Raw genomic sequence first — 17,220 nt, forward strand, 5'->3', positions numbered from 1 at the left:
CCTTTTACCTTCTTAAAGTGATGTAGATCAAGGAAGGCTACCAATGTATCTCTTCTGTGTAAGAACCTGAACGTCTCGTTTAATTTTTATATAGCCGAGAGAGGCTAATATAGCAGCAACATAATAAACCTCAGGTTGTTATGTTGGCGCATTTCTGTAAATGCATATTTATCCATCAGGTGACTCATTGCAGCCACTTTGCATGTATTAAAAGAGACAGGTTTGATGAATATCAGAAAACATATTCTGCCCGTGGCACTGGCTGGCCTTATGGTGTCCGGATCAGCATTAGCAACGCCTGCTGATGGCCCATCACCGATTACTCCTAATCCGGGAGCAGCAGCCGGTACACAGGGTGCCGGTGGTGAAGTGAAATTTACCGGCGAAATTACCGATGTTTCCTGTGACGTTTCTACCGCCAGTAAAAACCAGAGCGTTGATTTAGGTAAATGGGCGAAATCGTATTTCGAAAGCCGTAACGAAACTACAGAAACGCCATTCACTATCTCTGTTAAGGATTGTCCTTCATCAGTTAAAACCGTGGCTGTGCTGTTTGATGGTGATAAAGATAGCGGTGACAACTCCCTGCTGAAAGTCACCAGCGGTGGCGCTACCGGCGTAGGAATTAAACTTTATGAAGCTGACCGAAGCACGCCGATTGCTATCGGATCCGTCTCCAAAGCGGTCAGCCTGGTAACGGCTGACGAGGGCGGTTCTGCGGACTTAAATTTCTTTGCCGATTATAAAAGTGATGGTGCGCCGATCGCTGTCGGTGCTGCCAACTCAGTCTCTAACTTTGTGATGATTTATAACTGATTAATAGCAGGGGCAACCCTGCTTCCCCTCCGAAATATCGATGGCACAAATATCTATGTTTAAGGTAATAAGACTTATTTCACTCTTTTCTGCGTGCATGCTGGGCATGGCTGCCCATGCGGGTGTGGTAATGGGAGGGACGCGTATTATTTTTGTGGAAGGCAAAAAGGAGGCAACACTTTCGGTTACCAATCAGGATAAAAATACGCCGTATCTGGTTGAATCCTGGATAGAGAACTTTGATAAAAATAATCATTCCCGGGTACCATTTATTGTTACGCCACCGCTATTCCGGCTTGATGCGGAAAAAGAGAATCTGTTAAGGATTAATTATCTGGGGATGCCCCTGCCGAAAGATCGTGAATCGGTATTCTGGCTGAATGTGAAATCTATTTCACCGACGCCGCGCGATAAAAGTAACCAGCTTCAGGTCAATATTAAATCGAAATTTAAGCTTTTTTATCGGCCAAAAGATTTGCCGGGTAATCCGGCTGATGCCTGGCAGCAACTCTCATTCCGCCATGAAGGCAATCAGCTGATTGCGCATAACCCAACGCCTTACTTTGTCTCATTTTATTCGCTCAGCGTTAATCATCACGAGATACAGGATCCTGGCATGATTGGCCCTGGAGAAGATCGGCACTGGCGCGTCGCTGCTTCCGGCGCAGTGAGCTGGTCTGCAATCAACGACTATGGCGGCATTACCGAACAACGTACGCGCTAGTTGTTATTTGTAATTTATTTTGTTTTAAACCCGGGGCCATCATCAGTGAAAGTTAATCAGCACGCTCAGAGAGGAAAGATAAGGTACGCAAAGCCGCTTTACGCCTCTCCCTGGTTAATGCTGATTTTGTTCTGCCCGCTGCGTGGTGCTCGTGCGGATGACTATTTTGACCCGGCGGCACTGGAGTTCTCATCCGATCAACATCACGCCACCGATCTCCACTATTTTGCTCGTGAGGGCGGACAGCAACCCGGCACTTATCATGTCACGCTGTTGCTCAACAACAGAGTTATTGATAGCCGCGATGTCAGCTTCGTACAGGGCAAAGCCGGGCTGGTTCCGCAACTGACGGTGGCAGAGCTGGCCGCGATGGGGGTGAACGTCAACGGTTTTTCCGCGCTCACTAATCTGAAGAAAGATGAGGCCATCGAAGAGTTAGGCGATTTCATTCCCGATGCATCGACCCACTTTGATTTCGCGCATCAGCAGTTAAACCTTTCAATTCCACAGATCGCGCTGATGGTGAAAGATCGCGATTATGTCGATCCAGCACGCTGGGATGAGGGGGTGTCGGCTGCTTTTGTGAACTATACCTTGTCTGGCAGCAGTAGCCGCAATCACAGTGACCGCTGGAACTCGACGTTACTCAGCCTGCGCAGCGGGGCCAATCTTGGTGCATGGCGGCTGCGTAACACGTCCACATGGCGCTACGATCTGGTCAGTCAATGGCAGTCTCAGACCTCATTTCTGGAGCGGGATCTTAAGGCGCTGAAAAGCCAGTTTCGGGTAGGAGATACCTATACGTCCGGCGATGTTTTTGACAGCGTGCAGTTTCGCGGTATGCAGATCATGTCTGATGACACCATGCTTCCGGAAAGCCAGCGCGGCTTCGCCCCGATGATCCAAGGCATCGCCCATAGCAATGCGCGGGTAACGGTGAGCCAGCACGGCTATGTGATTTATGAAACCGTGGTCGCACCCGGTGCGTTCGAAATCAAAGATCTCTATCCCACGTCCCAGAGCGGTGACCTTGAGATTATCATTCATGAAAGTGATGGCTCGGTGCGCACCTTCACTCAGCCTTACTCTGCCGTGCCTTATATGTTGCGTCAGGGCCATCTGAAATACAGTGTCAGTGGCGGTCGTTATCACTACTCAGGCAGCAGCAACCTGCGTTCGCCTGAGTTTGTGCAATCCACGCTGTTCTACGGACTGCCGCATGACTTTACCGCCTTTGGTGGCGTGCAACTCGCGCAAAACTATCACGCTGTGGCGGCGGGCCTGGGTAAAAGCCTGGGCGATTTTGGCTCGCTGGGAACCGATATGACTCTGGCAAAAACCCGTATGCCGGAAGGACAAAGCCGGAGTGGTCAGTCGGTGCGTGTGCAATATCAGAAAAATTTCGCCTCCACCAATACGACCTTCAGCATGGCAAGCTATCGCTACTCTTCCAGCGGTTTTTACGCCTTCAGCGAGGCCAATGCGATGACCAGTCCGGCAAGCTATGGGGCAAATAAACGCAGTCGCTCAGAAATTTCAGTCTCTCAGGGTATCGGTGATTATGGCAGCCTCAGTGCCTCCGCGTATGTTCAGCGCTACTGGCGATCAGACAATGAAGATCGCACATTACATATGGGCTTCTACAGCAATTACAAAGCCATTTCCTGGGGTGTCGCCTGGTTTTACACCGACTCGACCAGTGCCCGTAAAGCTGATCGCGCGGTCTCTTTCAATGTCTCCATCCCCTTCAGCGCACTGCTGCCAGACAGCTCCGTCAGCTACAGCATGAATGCCACTAATGATGGCGATATGTCTCAGCAGGTCAGCCTGTCGGGCAGCGCGTTGCAGGACGATAACCTGCACTACAACCTGCAACAGGGTCATGACAGTCAGGGACAGAACGTGAACAGCAACGGTTCGCTGGACTATCGCGGCAGTCGCGGCAGCGTCAGTGTCGGGGTCAGTCACGATCGGCACAGCAGCCAGTTTAACTATGGCCTGTCGGGTGGGATCGTCGCGCATGAACACGGCATTACGTTAAGCCAGCCGCTGGGCGATACCTTCGCGATTGTTCGGGTACCGGATACGGCAGATGTGGGCATCCAGAGCGGCAGCAAAGTGGTCACTGATGGCCGCGGCTATGCGATTGTGCCTTCACTCTCGCCCTACCAGGAAAACGCTATCGAACTGGAAACGGATACGCTGCCCGACAACGTTGACGTCGAACTGGATGGGCAAAAGGCTATCCCTACGCGTGGAGCGATTGTGATGGCCGATTATGCCACCCACGTAGGTAACAGGGTGTTGTTCACCCTTACCTGGCAGGACACTTTTCCGCCCTTCGGTGCGGCTGGCCAGGTCGCACTTGCCGCCGCGGGTAAAGAGAGCAGTACCAGCGGCATCGTGGCCGAAAAAGGGGAACTTTATCTGAGCGGTGTACCGGCTCAGGGCCTCATCGAAGTGAACTGGCAGGATGAGGGAGGGCAGAAAAGCTGTCGCGCACCGTTCCGCCTGCCAGCCGCCACTGGCTCTAACCCGGTCAGGCTGGTCTCTGCGGTTTGTCAGTAATCCACAGGAATTTAAGATGAAATCAGTTCAGCGATTAATGACAGGGATCATACTGATGCTCCCGTCGCTGGTTTGTTTGCAGGCACTGGGGCAGGAGTCCTGTCAGGGTATCAGTCAGGTTGTGGTACAGGTGCAAAACGTCAACTATGTGCCGGGCGCAGCCGATGGCACACCCATCTCGGCGCAGATGCCTCTGCAAAGCAGTAATGCCTTCACCTGTAATAAAAACAGCGGTGAGCAGGGCTATAACTACAAGGATCTGGGGTTTGAGATTAACGCCGAAGAGTCCGGCTTACAGACGAATATTGCGGGCGGTCATAATACGCCAATATATCGTGTGCCGGGAGTAGACAGCATCGGATTCGCTATCGGTTTCAGGGAACCCTCCTGGTGTGCCGGTACCTTCTCTGATACCAGCGGCAAGGGCAAAATCAGCTCGATCTGTAATTCCCAGACCAGCCCACAGTTGAATTCTGCACATGACATTACACTTCAGTCCTATGTGGTTTTCTATAAAATCCCGGGCCAGCAATCGCCGCTTAATCCAGGCAATCAACCGGCCAATGTCGGTGAGGTGAATATTGGCAATGCCAGCTTAAAGGTGGGGGATAGCGCAGCCAGTAGTCAGCCGATCAATGATAAGCCGCAGATCTTCCTCTCCAGCTTTACCGTGCAATATGGCAGCTGTGCCGTTGTCACCTCCCAGTCCGTGATTAATGTGGAGATGGGAAAAGTGAGTAAGGCAGAGTTTAGCGGTATCGGTAGCCGGGCGGGAAGTGAAAAAGGTTTTCAGATTCAGGTGATGTGTGAACACAGTGCAGCGGTTAAAGTGGGCTTCTTCGGTATGACTACTGCGGGTGATAAGGATGCCCTTAGCCTGACGCCACAGAGCAACTCTGCTTCAGGTGTGGGCATTGCCCTGACCTATGGGTCGGGCCTGCAGGTTCCTGAAGGCCAGCGGGTCCCTCTGAATGTGCCGACCGATCAACTGCCGGTGCTGACGACGATCTCCTCACCCAATCAGACGAAGTCGATGGCGTTTAACGCGCAATATATTCAGACCGACGGGCAGGTTATGGCGGGCAAAGCGGACAGCACAGTGACCTTTAACCTGGTTTATAACTAGGTTGTTCAGACGGTGCATTACAGGTGGTAACGGTGTGATGCATGCTGAATGCGCCACATGTTTCTACCCTGAGCGCTGACACAATCATTATCCGGGCCATCTCCTGCAGCAATCGTTAAAACCGGCACAACCCGACCCGCTGTTTTCCCCAATCTCTGTTAAAATTGAACCTCTGCGCCACTTTGCAGGATGCATGTTCGGGAGAAACTATGTTGTGGATTTGGAATGCCCTGATTGTTCTGGTCACTGTTATCGGAATGGAGATAACGGCTGCACTGGCGCACAGATACATAATGCATGGCTGGGGTTGGGGCTGGCATCTGTCACATCATGAACCGCATAAAGGCTGGTTTGAGGTTAACGACCTCTATGCCGTAGTGTTCGCCGCTCTGTCGATTTTGCTCATTTATCTGGGCAGCACGGGTGTCTGGCCCTTGCAGTGGATCGGCGCGGGTATGACGCTCTACGGCCTGCTCTATTTTATTGTGCATGATGGCCTGGTGCACCAGCGCTGGCCATTCCGCTATGTTCCGCGCCGGGGTTATTTACGCAGGCTTTATATGGCGCACCGCATGCATCATGCGGTACGAGGCAAAGAGGGCTGTGTCTCGTTTGGCTTTCTTTACGCGCCGCCGCTGTCAAAACTGCAGGCGACGCTGCGAGAACGTCATGGCGTTAAACGGGGCGCTGCCAGAGATCAGCGGAGCGTGGAGCGTGACGCGCCACCCGGGAAGTAACCGCCTGACCCGATGCCGCCACCAGCAGTGCCAGTTTCTCTGGCGTGCTGGTGGACTGGCGTTGCTCCCACGCCTGTGAACCCGCCTGAACCACCTTCATACCGATTTTACGATAGACCTGCTGCGCGGTAGCAATCGCCCACGCTGAACGCAGCGGTAAACCCGGCAGGCCAGCCGACGCCGATCGATAATAGGGCTCCGCCGTTTCCACCAGCCGACGGGCGACGCGGCTTAATGCCTGGCGATTTTGCGGATCGGCGAGATTCTCTCGGGTCAGCCCCTCTTCAGCCAGCCACGCAGCGGGCAGATAGCAGCGTCCCGCTTCAGCATCTTCAACGATATCGCGCGCAATATTGGTCAGCTGAAACGCCAGACCGAGATCGCAGGCGCGATCCAGCGTGGCGTTGTCGCGTACGCCCATAATCTGCGCCATCATCAGGCCAACCACGCCCGCAACGTGGTAACAGTAACGCAGCGTATCATCCAGCGTCTGATAGCGTGTCTCATGCACGTCCATCGCAAAGCCCGCCAGATGATCAAAAGCGTAAGCAGGCAGAATATCGTGTGCCATTGCCACCTCCTGAAAGGCCGCAAAGGCGGGCTCATGCATCTGGGATCCGGCATAGGCCTGACGCGTTTTCATCTCCAGCTGCGCCAGGCGCTGTTCGGCAGATTGCAGCGATGGCGTATCGTTGCTGAATCCCAGTACCTGATCGTCAATCACATCATCACAGTGACGGCACCAGGCGTAGAGCATCAGCACGCTGCGTCGGGTTTTGGCATCAAACAGTTTTGACGCGGTGGCAAAGCTTTTCGATCCCACCTCCATGGTGTCTACGGCATGATCAAGCAGTGACGGACTATTCAAGCCAGATCCTCCAGCATCAATCCTGCGGTAGCCTTGGCCGAGCCAATCACCCCTGGAATACCCGCGCCAGGATGGGTACCAGCACCGACCAGATAGAGATTATTAATATTTTTATCGCGGTTGTGAGGCCGGAACCAGGCGCTTTGCGTCAGGATCGGCTCCACCGAGAAGGCCGAGCCCTGATACGCATTCAGCTCATCGCGGAAATCAAACGGCGTGAAGATGCGATGCGTGACCAACTGGCTACGCAGGCCCGGCATGTAATGCTGTTCCAGATAGTCGAAAATGCGATCGCACAGGCGCGGACCTTCAACGGCCCAGTCGATATCGGCGGTGCCGAGGTGCGGTACCGGCGCCAGCACGTAGTAGCTGCCGCAGCCTTCCGGTGCCAGTGAGGGATCGGTCACGCAGGGCGCATGCAGATAGAGCGAGAAGTCCTCTGCCAGGCCATCTTTGTTAAAGATTTCATCAATCAACTCACGATAGCGCGGACCAAAGCAGACCGTGTGGTGCGCCAGCTGATCGTGATGATGATTCAGGCCAAAATAGATCACAAACAGCGAGTTGCTCATGCGTTTGTTCTGCAGTGACCGTCCCTGCGCCTGCGAAGCGGGGTGCTGGCTCAGCAGTTCGCGGTAGGTGTGAACCACATCTGCGTTGGAGGCAACCGCGCGGGTTGGGAAGACCCGGCCATCTTTCAGGTGTACCGCGGTAATCCTGTTTTCCTGGGTCTCCAGCCGGGCAACGCTGGCATTGAGCTCCACTTCGCCGCCCAGATCTTCAAACAGTTTCACCATGCCCTGCACCAGCGCGCCCGTGCCACCGCGCGGGAACCAGACGCCCCATTCACGTTCCAGCGCATGAATCAGGGTATAGATTGAGGAAGTGGCAAACGGATTTCCGCCCACCAGCAGTGAGTGGAAAGAGAAGGCCTGACGCAGATGCTCATCTTCAATGTAGCTCGCCACTTTGCTGTAAACGCTGCGCCATGCCTGAAGTTTTGCCAGCTGAGGCGCGGCCCGCAGCATGTCGCGGAATGACAGAAACGGCACGGTGCCAAGCTTCAGATAGCCTTCAGCAAACACCGCTCGGGAATAGGCCAGAAAGCGACGATATCCTTCAACGTCACGCGGATTAAACGCGGCAATCTGCGCTTCCAGCGCGGGCTGATCGTTGTCATAACTGAACACCTTGCCGGACTCCCAGCAGAGGCGATAAAACGGCTTCACCGGCATCAGCTCGACATAGTCAGAGAGCTTTTTACCCGCGAGGGTGAACAGCTCTTCAATGGCGCTGGGATCGGTGATTACCGTGGGGCCGGCATCAAACGTGAAGCCCTGATCCTGATAGACATAAGCCCGGCCGCCAGGCTTGTCACGCTGCTCCAGCAGTCGGGTGGGAACGCCTGACGCCTGAAGGCGAATTGCCAGAGCCAGACCACCAAAGCCTGCGCCAATTACTGTAGTTCTATTCATTGCATCGCCTGTTGACGGTGAGGAGTCATAATAGCCTGTAACGCCGCCAGAACGGGGACCGGGGGCTTGCCGCTTAAGATGCGCAGCCGATCAGGCAAAGTGAGTTTTCCCGCATAAAAACGGGCGATCAGACCTTCGGGAAGGCCGTAAAAACGTTGCATAACCTGCCAGCGCTGGTCAGCCGGACCCGCCAGAAACAGCATACGGTTTAGCATGCGGAAGAAGCGCTGTTGCTGCCATGCCTGACTGGCGAATTGCTGAATGGTGGCGTGCAGGGTCTCAGAGGTAAACGTCTGCATCTGCGCCAGCCGATCAGCCAGCGCGACCGCCAGCGGCAGAGAATAGCCGGTGGTGGGATGGAATAACCCGGCACGCAAACCGCTGCAGGGCAGATCGTGTTTCTGCCAGAAGGCGGCCACGTCGCCGGCCAGCGTAATGGGTAACGCGCCTTGCTCTTCGCGTAGCAGCCGGTCTAATCGCCATCCCTGCTGCGCGGCATAGTCGCGGATATTCTGACGGGCGCGATCGCCTTCCAGCGTGGCGTTATCAATGTAGTGGGTATCTTCAATCAGCAGGGTGTCTGCAGAAAAGGGCAGGCTGTAGACAAAGCGATAGCCTGCCTGCTGATCTACCGTGGCATCCATGATGATCGGCGCGGTCAGGCCATGTGGCTCGCTGAGCTGCCACTCCTGTCCGACAAACGACTGGAAGCCCATGCGCAGCGCGGCATCGGGCTGGTAGCCACGGCCATCAATCACTGCGTCACTCTCCAGCACCCGGCCATCGTCCAGCGTAACCGCGCGTGAAGCGATGCTCGCAACCCGGGTATTCAGCAGCAGATCCGGCGCAAACCTGTCGCGGATGACCTGCGCGAAGCGCTCCGCAGTCACGCAAAAATAGCCACTGTTCAGACTGCGACTGCGTTGGGGAAAGCGGACCTCATAGCCAGGCCAGTGATGTACTACCAGCGGAGCGATCCAGCGATGCTGCGTTTCGGTGAGATCTTCCGCATGAAACGACCAGGTATGATTGGCACCCGGTTCACGTTCGGCGTCAATCAGCAGAATGCGCAGGGAGGGCCGCTGCTGTCTCAGGCGCAGGGCGATCAGCCCGTTGGCCAGTCCCGCACCCACCAGAATCAGATCATACCGCGGCATAGTGTCTCCTGGTGAGCACCGGCTGGCGGGTCAGCATCGCCTGTTCGACGATGTCCGCCGCCAGGGTGGTTCCGCCCGCCTGACGAAGTGCGCTACGCAGCGTTTTCATCTGCTGAACGTAGCTTTCATCAGCCAGTAAGGTCTGGAGCTGACGTGCCATGGAGTGGCTGGTGGTAAAGCGTGAGGCGCGACGTCCGATACCGTGCCAGACCACTCTGGCAGCCACACCCGGCTGATCAAAGGCCAGCGGGATCGTCAGCAGCGGCGTCAGGTGGTTAATCCCATCCAGCACCGTATTCATGCCGCCGTGCGTAATGACAAGATCGGCCTGCGCCAGTGCAGCCGCCTGGTCGGCAAAATCGACCACCTGAACATGGCTGGCCTGCGCCAGTTTCTCCGCCTGGAAAGGTGACAACCGACCGCAATGCGCCAGCAATAACTGAGCATCGATCTCCTGGCAGGCGCGGACGATGGTTTTAAACAGGCCGTAGCGATGTCCCTGCAGCGTGCCGAGTGAAGCAAAAATGCGCGGTCTGTCGCCATGCGGGAAGTAGCGAGGCTGAGATGCGGCGGGTGCCGGTTCAGTGGTACGCAGCGGGCCAACCGAATGGAAATGATCGGGCAGCGTCTGGCGGGGAAAATCCAGTTCCGGAATCAGCTGGCTGATCTGCGCCAGCGGTGAAAAACAGTGATGCAGTTTTTCCCGTGGTGCTAATCCCATCGCATGAGCGTTGCGGGCGATCACCCGATCGTGACGTCGCATCAGCCAGTCATAGATTTTTTCACTGGTGCGATAGCGTTCGCGCGCCTGATCGGTTCTGGCATAGTCAAACGGCATCACGGCCAGCGGGAAATCCGCTTCACGGTTAAGTGGCAGCGCACAGGCAACCGAAACATAAGGCAGGTTCAGCGCTTCTGCCGCCAGTGCACCGGCAGGCTCCATCTGATCGACGATCACGCCATCAATCGCCAGCGTGCTCAGCACCACGGGCAGTTCACGACAGAGCATATCGGTGCTGCGGGCCATCTCATTGATCAGTTTCAGCATTGAGGGGCCGAGAGGATGCGCCGCCAGTTGCAGGGTGTGTGCCAGACTGCCTGCCGGATGAGAGGCTAAACCCAGCGGGAAAAAGCCGATACGGCTATCGGTGAGTAGCGCGCTAACGTCCGTCTGCTGGATGAAAGTGATCTGGTGTCCGCGTGCGATTAAGGCCTGGCTAAGGTGCTGAAGCGCCTGCACATGGCTATAGAAGGGCGGTGCAATGACCGCAAAGTGGCTCATGCAGCATCCTTAACTGACGGCAGCGAGTTTTTTCTCAAACCAGGCCTGAACAAAATGGTGTGTGGCATAACCGTCCTGGCAGGCCGATAACAGATGCTCGCTGGCGCAGCGCAGATGATCGCGCAGTCGCGTTTCAACCGCCTGTGGTCCCAGCAGATTCACCAGCGTTGATTTCCCGTCATCCTGATGGGCATCTTTACCGGTGTCGGCCATGCCGTCAGTGAGATCGTCCAGTAGCTGGAAAGCCTGACCAAGATTAAGCGAAAAACGGTGCAGCTGTTCGCGGGCTTCACCTGAGGCTTCAGCCACGATAGAGGCCATCTGCATGGAGGCGCAGAACAGGGTGCTGGTTTTATAGTGATTGGTCATCAGAATGGCGTCAGCGCTGCGTGGCTTGTCACCTTCGGAGAGATCCTTAAACTGCCCCTGCACCAGCCCCTGCATGCCGACTGCGTGGGATAATTCTGCCACAGCGTCGGCTCTGGCCGTTGCCGTTAAGCCTTCTGCCGCAGCAACCACGCCGAATGCCTTACTCAGCAGGGCCACCGCGGCCAGAATCGCGACATGTTCACCATACTGGCAATGAATGGTCGGACGTCCGCGACGCAGTTGCGCATCATCCATGCAGGGCATGTCATCCAGAATCAGTGATGCGGCATGCACCATCTCTACCGCGCAGGCGAGATCGAGCAGGCCGGCAGGCGTGGCGTTGCAGCCCAGATCGCGCGCTGCCAGCAACAACAGCAGTGGACGGATACGCTTTCCTGGTGCCAGCGCACCGTCGCGCATGGCAGCGCCCACTAAGTCACGTTCGCTTTCAACCGGTAAAAGCTGATCAAGCCGTTGCTCAATGTCGTTCAACAGGCTGGCTGCATCGCTGTGTATGAAATTGACGTGTTGTTCTGCACAGACCGTCATCATGGCTGTCCTTATCTACAGAGGAAGTCACAGCAGGTCGAATGATTCGATGCCATCTTCAATAATCGTCCCCGACTGCCATAGCATAGTTGGCAGGTTTTCAAAGAACGGCGGGTTAATCCATTACAACTAAGAGTAGTTCACGATAATAAAAATGTCGGAGAATTCAGCAGCCTTCCGCGTTTTGCGGCGATAGCCGGACGAGCATTATGCGTGAATTAACCCAGTAATGCGCGCAGCTGTTTCATCACGCTGGCGACATCCTCCGCAGATAATGCGCCATCTTTAGCAAAGCGCACAATGCCTGCCGGATCAATCACCACCACGGACGCGCTTTCCGGCTTAAGATGCCAGCTGTGCGCGGTTACGCCACTGCTGTCGATAATGAATTGCTGCCACGGTGCCGCTTTTTTACTGGAAGCGATGCTGCGCACCACAAAAATGGCACTGCCAGGCAGCGCATCGTCAGTATTCACGATGGTGGTGGTCTGAAAACGGTCACGCGGCAGGCTGGCCTGCTGAATGGCTTCGATTAATCGTGCACTCTGATCCTTCGCTGAGAGACGACCCGCCACATGAATCACCAGACGCACTTTTCCGGTCAGAGTCTGACTGTTCCAGCGCTGATAATTTATGTCGCCCTGATTCAGCACCATTTCGCCTTTATCGGCAACGAAGACAGGTGGTACAGGCTGACCAGGGGTCAGGGTGTGAGCGGTGGCAAAGCCGGAAAACAGCAGGGCAATCATCAATCCATAATGGCGCACGGGTTCCTCACTTCTTTCTCGGTTTGCGTCAGACGCGGTGAACGCTCTCATTAGCAGGCAGAAGATTAGTACCACATCTATGTTTCAGATCAATAAAAGCATTCAGGATTTGGCCTGAAAATGCAGGGGAGATTGTGTTTACAGGAGGTGGGAAATGAGTACAGCATTGATGACATTACCTGAATTTGCCCGTTATATCGGCATTGCCACCCCAACGCTAGCGCGCGCCTTTTGCTGCCGGGGATCGCTGGCGGGTGTGCCGCTGCCGCAGGCGCTGGATGATGCACCGCTGACGCAACGCCACTGGCTGCGCGATGATGTACGTCAGTTCGATCATGCCTATAAACGGGTTCAGGCGATGCAGCAACGTAGCACGCTTTAATCTGCTTAAAGCAAGAGATGAGCGCGGGAATTTCCCGCGCTTTTTTATACAAAATTATCGGGCTTTACCAGGAAGCAGACCAGATTGGCATCCCGCTCGCCCACAATCTCAATGCTGGAATCCAGCCCGCTGACGGCATCACCTCGACCCAATCGCTGATCGCCGACGCGAATAATCCCTTCAAGCACGGTGAGATAAGCGACAAAGCCCGGCATCGACGGCACGTCCAGCGTATGGTTGCGCTCAAGCAGTGTGTCGAAGATGTAGACTTCCTGGCGAAGTTCCAGCGGCGCATCAGACTCTTCCGGCCCGGCCAGTTCGGTCCAGCCATTGGTCATAATGCCCTGATCGCGCTCCAGCACCTGGGTCATCGCTTCACCGCCCTGCTGTGCAGGCCGGATAACCGCCTGCAACAGCTCCGCTTCATATAACGGCACCGACTCTTCGTATTGAACGCCATCACCCGCGTTCACCACCATCACGCGTTTTGCAGAGAGCTGGGTACGTTCGCCATTACTGTCCTGATGCTGCATCGAACCACGCCACAGGTAGGTGAAAACTTCTTCATCCTGATGCTGCTGCATCGGAATCCGGGCATCGAGTTTTAGCGACATCAGATCAACACTGACCAGCGGGCTTAACGCCTCGCCAGGACGCTGGCGCCGGACGGTAAAAGGACCGTACTCAAACAGTTGTTCAGGATTAGCTCGCACAATGTTCATGATTTGCTCTCAAATAAAGTGACTCATAACAACGATCATAGACCTCAGGCGGAGAATGAGAAGCCGGGAGTTTTGCCCGGCTTCGTCAGTTATTTTGAATAATAGAGTTTAGGGTGTCTTGCCAGCTTACTTGCCCTGTTCGTCGCTCTCACCGAGGAAGAAATACCAGAGTGGAATCGACAATAGCCCGGTAAAGACCGTGGAGTAGAGCAGGATCATCATCGCCTGGGTGATATACATGGTCAGCGACCAGTGACTGAAGGGGATCTGATACTGATCAATCACTCCGCCAATCATCGCATTCGCCATCACCGTAATGACAATCAGCGCCAGCACCGTCACGCTGCGCAGAAAATAGCGCATCTCTTTGCGCTTCCCGGCAAAACGCGACTGGACGATGGCCAGCGGCGACTGCTTGTCCGGGGCGACATCCACGCGAACGACCGCGGCGCGCTGTGCGCTGCGCCAGCGCTGAATATCCAGCAGCACTAGCACCAGCAGGCTGATACCCATAACGGGCAGGGCATATCCCAGCGCCAGCATCACTATCAGACTGGTGCCCTGCGCATAGCGCGGCAGCGCCAGCCAGGCGGATAACAGCGTCTGCGAGGGGTTGAGCTGCGGAACAGCCGGGCGACGAATCCACCACATGCGGTAGCCCAGCACAATCATTGTGCAGAGTCCAAAGCCAGACAGCGCCAGAATCAGCTGATTAGGCAGGCCAAACAGCACGCCCATATGCGCATCCACGCCCCAGCGGGTCAGTTTCGCCACCAGCGGGAAGCTGGCGAACTCAACGCGGTCGACCACGCTAAAATCAGTCGGGTTAATTGAAACCGCATCGACCTGGCTTGGCCAGCTGCGGTCAATCTCCGAAACCGTCCACGCCTGTTCAGCGTTCTTAGGCTGGCGTAGTTCCAGTTTCGCTGCGTGCAGTCCGGCCTGACGCGCCGCTGCCAGCGCCTGATCCCAGCTGGCATTCGGCTGATTGAGAATCACAGGCGCAGCGGTTTTCGCTGGCATGGTCATTCCGGACATCGTCATCCCTTCCATCTCACCGCGATGGTCAGCATGGGGATCGGCGGCTTCAGCGGGCGCGTTACCGTTTAGCGCGGTATTAACCTGCGGCGTTTTCCAGCCAAAGTCGCTGCGCATCTTTTCAATATTATTGCCCGCCCACTGTGACCAGGTCAGCCCGGTTACTGAAAAGAACACCAGTCCGATTGCCAGCAGCAGCCCCAGCGTGACATGCCAGTGACGGGTTGCCGCGAAGCCGCTCCGTGCTTTACTGCGGGTGCGCGGTGGCCGGGTGCCGGACCATAAGACGATCCCACCCAGCGCGGCGACCCACAGCCAGGAGGCTGCCAGTTCACTGTAGTTTCGGCCAAAATCACCCAGCAACAGGCCGCGATGCAGCTGATCCAGCCACATGCGCAGCGGCAGCACACCGCTGGTGCCATACACCGTCATATCGCCTTTCACCTGCAGGGTGTAGGGATCAATAAACAGCGATCGTGATTCCGATGGGCCAAGCTGCGGCTCGGCAAACTGCACGCGGGTTGTATCCTGCAGGCCGGGCGCCGGACGCACAGCGTAAATGCGAGCTGATTCACCGGCACGGGCTCGCGCAGCGGCAATCTGGGCGGACAGCGGTTGTGCCACACCCTGCGCGTCGGTGGTCAGGGCATCATGGTAGATAGCCTGTTCCAGTTGCGGTGTCAGAACGTAGAGCGTGCCGGTGAGTGCCGCGACAAAAATAAACGGCGCAATAAACAGGCCGATATAAAAATGCAGGCGGCGAAAGAGATTAAACACCGTGCCGCGCGGTGCAGGGGACATTTCCTGAGAAGAGGACATAGCATTCCACACTTTTCAAAAGACAAAGACGATCAGGTGACGTTGTCACGCAATCGGATTAGTAAGCAGTGAGTGTGACGCGATAAAGGGTGGCGCGCGCGGTCGATGAAGACGCAACAGCCGTCGCCATTGGGGTGGATTGATAGCCGCTGGCGGCGGGGCGCGGCTGATCAGGCACATCCACCAGATAAACGGGATAAAAACCCAGAGCATCAGCGGAACATGCACCAGCAGATCGCAGTAGCCACAGGCAAAGCCCGGGCCCATCATCATCCCGTGATCCGCCATCGACATCTCGCTGTGATGATCCATCATCGGCATCTCTGCGCTCATGATCGAAGCGCCTTGCATCCTGGCATGATGTTCAGCGAGATTCTTTGAGATCATCGGTGCAACAAACAACAGCAGCACGGCCAGTATCGCAATACCGGCGGTGAGTCGTTGTCTGAGTGAAGATCCCGGCATGATTTCAACGGTCGTATGAGGTCATAATTCAGGGCGGCAGTGTAACGCGAAGGGAATAAAAGGGTTAAATAAAGTGGCATCTGTTCCGAAAAAATTCGCACTCTTTGAACATTTTCACTTTAATTTCTGCATCATTTAACTTAGTTGTTACTCGCGGTGCACATACAAATAACATTAATCATTCGCCTGCGGTTTAACCAAACCCAATAAAGGAATAAAAAATGAAAATTGTAATGCTGGATGGTGACACGCTGCCGGTACCCCTGCCGACCGGTCAACAGCAGGCTGACTGGGAGATTCGTGCGCAGACTCCGGCTGAAGACATTGTGTCTTCGCTGGCGGGCGCAACGGTCGCTATCACCAATAAGGTGCCGTTGCGGGCTGACACACTGCAACAACTGCCTGAACTGCGTTTTATCTGTGTCGCAGCGACGGGCTATGACTGTATCGATCTTGATGCCTGCCGCGCACGCGGCATCGTGGTCAGTAATGTTCCAGGCTATTCAACTCAGAGCGTTTCAGAGGCGGTGATAGCCGCGATTTTTGCCCTGCGCCGTCAGCTGATGGCTTATGCCAGCAATACCCGCATCGACTGGCCGCAGGCTAAGCACTTTTGTGTGCATCATCAGCCGATAGGGGATATTGGCGGGGCCACGCTGGGCATCGCGGGCAAAGGCGACATCGGCCAGGCGGTCGGCAGGCTGGCCCAGGCGCTGGGAATGCAGGTGCAGTACGCCGAGCGAAAAGGCAGTGAAAGGGTGCGTGACGGTTATATCAGCTTTGAGCAGATGCTGGCGACCAGCGACATCATTTCGCTGCACTGCCCGCTGAGTGACAGCACCCGCCAGATGATTGATCGCGAGGCGCTGGATAAAATGAAGCCACAGGCGCTGCTGATAAACACGGCACGTGGCGGACTGATTAACGAAGCCGATCTTGCTGCCGCGTTAAAGCAGGGGCTGATTGGTGGTGCGGCGCTGGATGTGCTGAGCAGCGAGCCGCCCGCTCCGGATAATCCGCTGCTGGCGGATCTGCCAACTCTGCTGCTGACACCGCACATCGCCTGGGCAAGTCGCAGCGGCGTGGAGAATCTGGTGGCTGGCGTGATGACCAATATCGTGGCCTTTATTCAGGGCGAGCCAATTAATGTGGTGAGCTGAGTCAGATGGAATAGTTTTTAATGCCCGACATGGGTTGATATTCAGAGCAACCTCGTAGATTTCAGGAAAAGCGTTTTACGCGGTTTAGTCATCAGGGTATTAATTTCGTTATTTCCATCAGGACTTTAAACGTTCGTGCGCTACAGGAATTAGCGCCTTTTAATGGCTGAATCAGCCAATGTAAGCGCTTCAGGAA

16 protein-coding genes are annotated in these 17,220 nt (G+C 55.4%); 7 read left to right on the forward strand and 9 right to left on the reverse strand.

Annotated features, from left to right (window positions below; all coding sequences use genetic code 11):
• Positions 1-225 precede the first annotated feature (225 nt).
• The 5 genes from NR201_RS07810 to NR201_RS07830 all read left to right on the forward strand — a co-directional run bounded on the left by NR201_RS07810 (position 226) and on the right by NR201_RS07830 (position 5,971).
• The gene (locus tag NR201_RS07810) at positions 226-816 is read left to right on the forward strand and encodes a fimbrial protein (protein WP_256844055.1); all 591 of its coding nucleotides are present in this window, start codon (positions 226-228) and stop codon (positions 814-816) included.
• A gap of 55 nt (positions 817-871) precedes the next feature.
• Entirely contained in the window at positions 872-1,540 is a 669-nt protein-coding gene (locus NR201_RS07815) for a molecular chaperone (RefSeq protein ID WP_372340248.1), read from the forward strand.
• A gap of 117 nt (positions 1,541-1,657) precedes the next feature.
• Positions 1,658-4,108, forward strand: coding sequence for a fimbria/pilus outer membrane usher protein (locus tag NR201_RS07820; protein ID WP_256849606.1), 2,451 nt, complete (start codon positions 1,658-1,660; stop codon positions 4,106-4,108).
• 16 nt (positions 4,109-4,124) lie between these two features.
• A complete protein-coding gene (locus tag NR201_RS07825; protein WP_256849607.1) occupies positions 4,125-5,234 on the forward strand; it encodes a fimbrial protein in 1,110 nt (369 codons plus the stop codon).
• Between the two features lie 209 nt (positions 5,235-5,443).
• A complete protein-coding gene (locus NR201_RS07830; RefSeq protein WP_010247467.1) occupies positions 5,444-5,971 on the forward strand; it encodes a sterol desaturase family protein in 528 nt (175 codons plus the stop codon).
• Here the strand turns inward: NR201_RS07830 and crtB are convergent.
• From crtB to NR201_RS07860, 6 genes are all read right to left on the reverse strand, one after another.
• Entirely contained in the window at positions 5,910-6,839 is a 930-nt protein-coding gene (gene crtB / locus NR201_RS07835) for a 15-cis-phytoene synthase CrtB (protein WP_010670727.1), read from the reverse strand. The two genes, NR201_RS07830 and crtB, sit on opposite strands and share 62 nt — an antisense overlap.
• A complete protein-coding gene (locus NR201_RS07840) occupies positions 6,836-8,314 on the reverse strand; it encodes a phytoene desaturase (protein ID WP_124890518.1) in 1,479 nt (492 codons plus the stop codon). The genes crtB and NR201_RS07840 overlap by 4 nt, the downstream gene beginning before the upstream one ends.
• Entirely contained in the window at positions 8,311-9,471 is a 1,161-nt protein-coding gene (gene crtY, locus NR201_RS07845) for a lycopene beta-cyclase CrtY (protein WP_256849608.1), read from the reverse strand. The genes NR201_RS07840 and crtY overlap by 4 nt, the downstream gene beginning before the upstream one ends.
• Entirely contained in the window at positions 9,458-10,753 is a 1,296-nt protein-coding gene (locus NR201_RS07850; protein ID WP_124890520.1) for a glycosyltransferase, read from the reverse strand. The genes crtY and NR201_RS07850 overlap by 14 nt, the downstream gene beginning before the upstream one ends.
• Before the next feature lie 9 nt (positions 10,754-10,762).
• The gene (locus NR201_RS07855; RefSeq protein WP_010247444.1) at positions 10,763-11,671 is read right to left on the reverse strand and encodes a polyprenyl synthetase family protein; all 909 of its coding nucleotides are present in this window, start codon (positions 11,669-11,671) and stop codon (positions 10,763-10,765) included.
• 218 nt (positions 11,672-11,889) lie between these two features.
• Positions 11,890-12,420, reverse strand: coding sequence for a YtfJ family protein (locus NR201_RS07860; RefSeq protein WP_010247442.1), 531 nt, complete (start codon positions 12,418-12,420; stop codon positions 11,890-11,892).
• Between the two features lie 172 nt (positions 12,421-12,592).
• Here NR201_RS07860 and NR201_RS07865 point away from each other — a divergent pair, with 172 nt between their 5' ends.
• Positions 12,593-12,820, forward strand: a complete 228-nt coding sequence (locus NR201_RS07865; protein WP_010247439.1) for a hypothetical protein — start codon at positions 12,593-12,595, stop codon at positions 12,818-12,820.
• A 44-nt stretch (positions 12,821-12,864) separates the two neighbouring features.
• On the opposite strand, the gene NR201_RS07870 is transcribed toward NR201_RS07865, so the two are convergent.
• From NR201_RS07870 to NR201_RS07880, 3 genes are all read right to left on the reverse strand, one after another.
• Positions 12,865-13,542, reverse strand: a complete 678-nt coding sequence (locus NR201_RS07870) for a pirin family protein (RefSeq protein WP_010247436.1) — start codon at positions 13,540-13,542, stop codon at positions 12,865-12,867.
• A gap of 126 nt (positions 13,543-13,668) precedes the next feature.
• On the reverse strand, positions 13,669-15,399 hold the full coding sequence (locus tag NR201_RS07875) for a DUF2534 family protein (RefSeq protein ID WP_256849609.1): 1,731 nt from the start codon (positions 15,397-15,399) through the stop codon (positions 13,669-13,671).
• 45 nt (positions 15,400-15,444) lie between these two features.
• Positions 15,445-15,864, reverse strand: coding sequence for a DUF2946 domain-containing protein (locus tag NR201_RS07880; RefSeq protein ID WP_033768568.1), 420 nt, complete (start codon positions 15,862-15,864; stop codon positions 15,445-15,447).
• A gap of 221 nt (positions 15,865-16,085) precedes the next feature.
• Between NR201_RS07880 and NR201_RS07885 the strand changes: the two genes are divergently transcribed.
• Entirely contained in the window at positions 16,086-17,024 is a 939-nt protein-coding gene (locus NR201_RS07885; RefSeq protein WP_256849610.1) for a D-2-hydroxyacid dehydrogenase, read from the forward strand.
• Positions 17,025-17,220 lie beyond the last annotated feature (196 nt).

The sequence above is a fragment of the Pantoea sp. Fr-CA_6 genome (genome assembly GCF_024520895.1).
GTDB lineage: Bacteria > Pseudomonadota > Gammaproteobacteria > Enterobacterales > Enterobacteriaceae > Pantoea > Pantoea agglomerans.

What these genes read in the sequence shown, in the direction of transcription:
- NR201_RS07810 (WP_256844055.1), top strand. Translation starts at nt 226, where the DNA reads ATGAATATCAGAAAACATATTCTGCCCGTGGCACTGGCTGGCCTTATG.
- NR201_RS07815 (WP_372340248.1), top strand. Translation starts at nt 872, where the DNA reads ATGTTTAAGGTAATAAGACTTATTTCACTCTTTTCTGCGTGCATGCTG.
- NR201_RS07820 (WP_256849606.1), top strand. Translation starts at nt 1,658, where the DNA reads ATGCTGATTTTGTTCTGCCCGCTGCGTGGTGCTCGTGCGGATGACTAT.
- NR201_RS07825 (WP_256849607.1), top strand. Translation starts at nt 4,125, where the DNA reads ATGAAATCAGTTCAGCGATTAATGACAGGGATCATACTGATGCTCCCG.
- NR201_RS07830 (WP_010247467.1), top strand. Translation starts at nt 5,444, where the DNA reads ATGTTGTGGATTTGGAATGCCCTGATTGTTCTGGTCACTGTTATCGGA.
- NR201_RS07840 (WP_124890518.1), bottom strand. Translation starts at nt 8,314, where the DNA reads ATGAATAGAACTACAGTAATTGGCGCAGGCTTTGGTGGTCTGGCTCTG.
- crtY (WP_256849608.1), bottom strand. Translation starts at nt 9,471, where the DNA reads ATGCCGCGGTATGATCTGATTCTGGTGGGTGCGGGACTGGCCAACGGG.
- NR201_RS07850 (WP_124890520.1), bottom strand. Translation starts at nt 10,753, where the DNA reads ATGAGCCACTTTGCGGTCATTGCACCGCCCTTCTATAGCCATGTGCAG.
- NR201_RS07855 (WP_010247444.1), bottom strand. Translation starts at nt 11,671, where the DNA reads ATGACGGTCTGTGCAGAACAACACGTCAATTTCATACACAGCGATGCA.
- NR201_RS07860 (WP_010247442.1), bottom strand. Translation starts at nt 12,420, where the DNA reads ATGATTGCCCTGCTGTTTTCCGGCTTTGCCACCGCTCACACCCTGACC.
- NR201_RS07865 (WP_010247439.1), top strand. Translation starts at nt 12,593, where the DNA reads ATGAGTACAGCATTGATGACATTACCTGAATTTGCCCGTTATATCGGC.
- NR201_RS07870 (WP_010247436.1), bottom strand. Translation starts at nt 13,542, where the DNA reads ATGAACATTGTGCGAGCTAATCCTGAACAACTGTTTGAGTACGGTCCT.
- NR201_RS07875 (WP_256849609.1), bottom strand. Translation starts at nt 15,399, where the DNA reads ATGTCCTCTTCTCAGGAAATGTCCCCTGCACCGCGCGGCACGGTGTTT.
- NR201_RS07880 (WP_033768568.1), bottom strand. Translation starts at nt 15,864, where the DNA reads ATGCCGGGATCTTCACTCAGACAACGACTCACCGCCGGTATTGCGATA.
- NR201_RS07885 (WP_256849610.1), top strand. Translation starts at nt 16,086, where the DNA reads ATGAAAATTGTAATGCTGGATGGTGACACGCTGCCGGTACCCCTGCCG.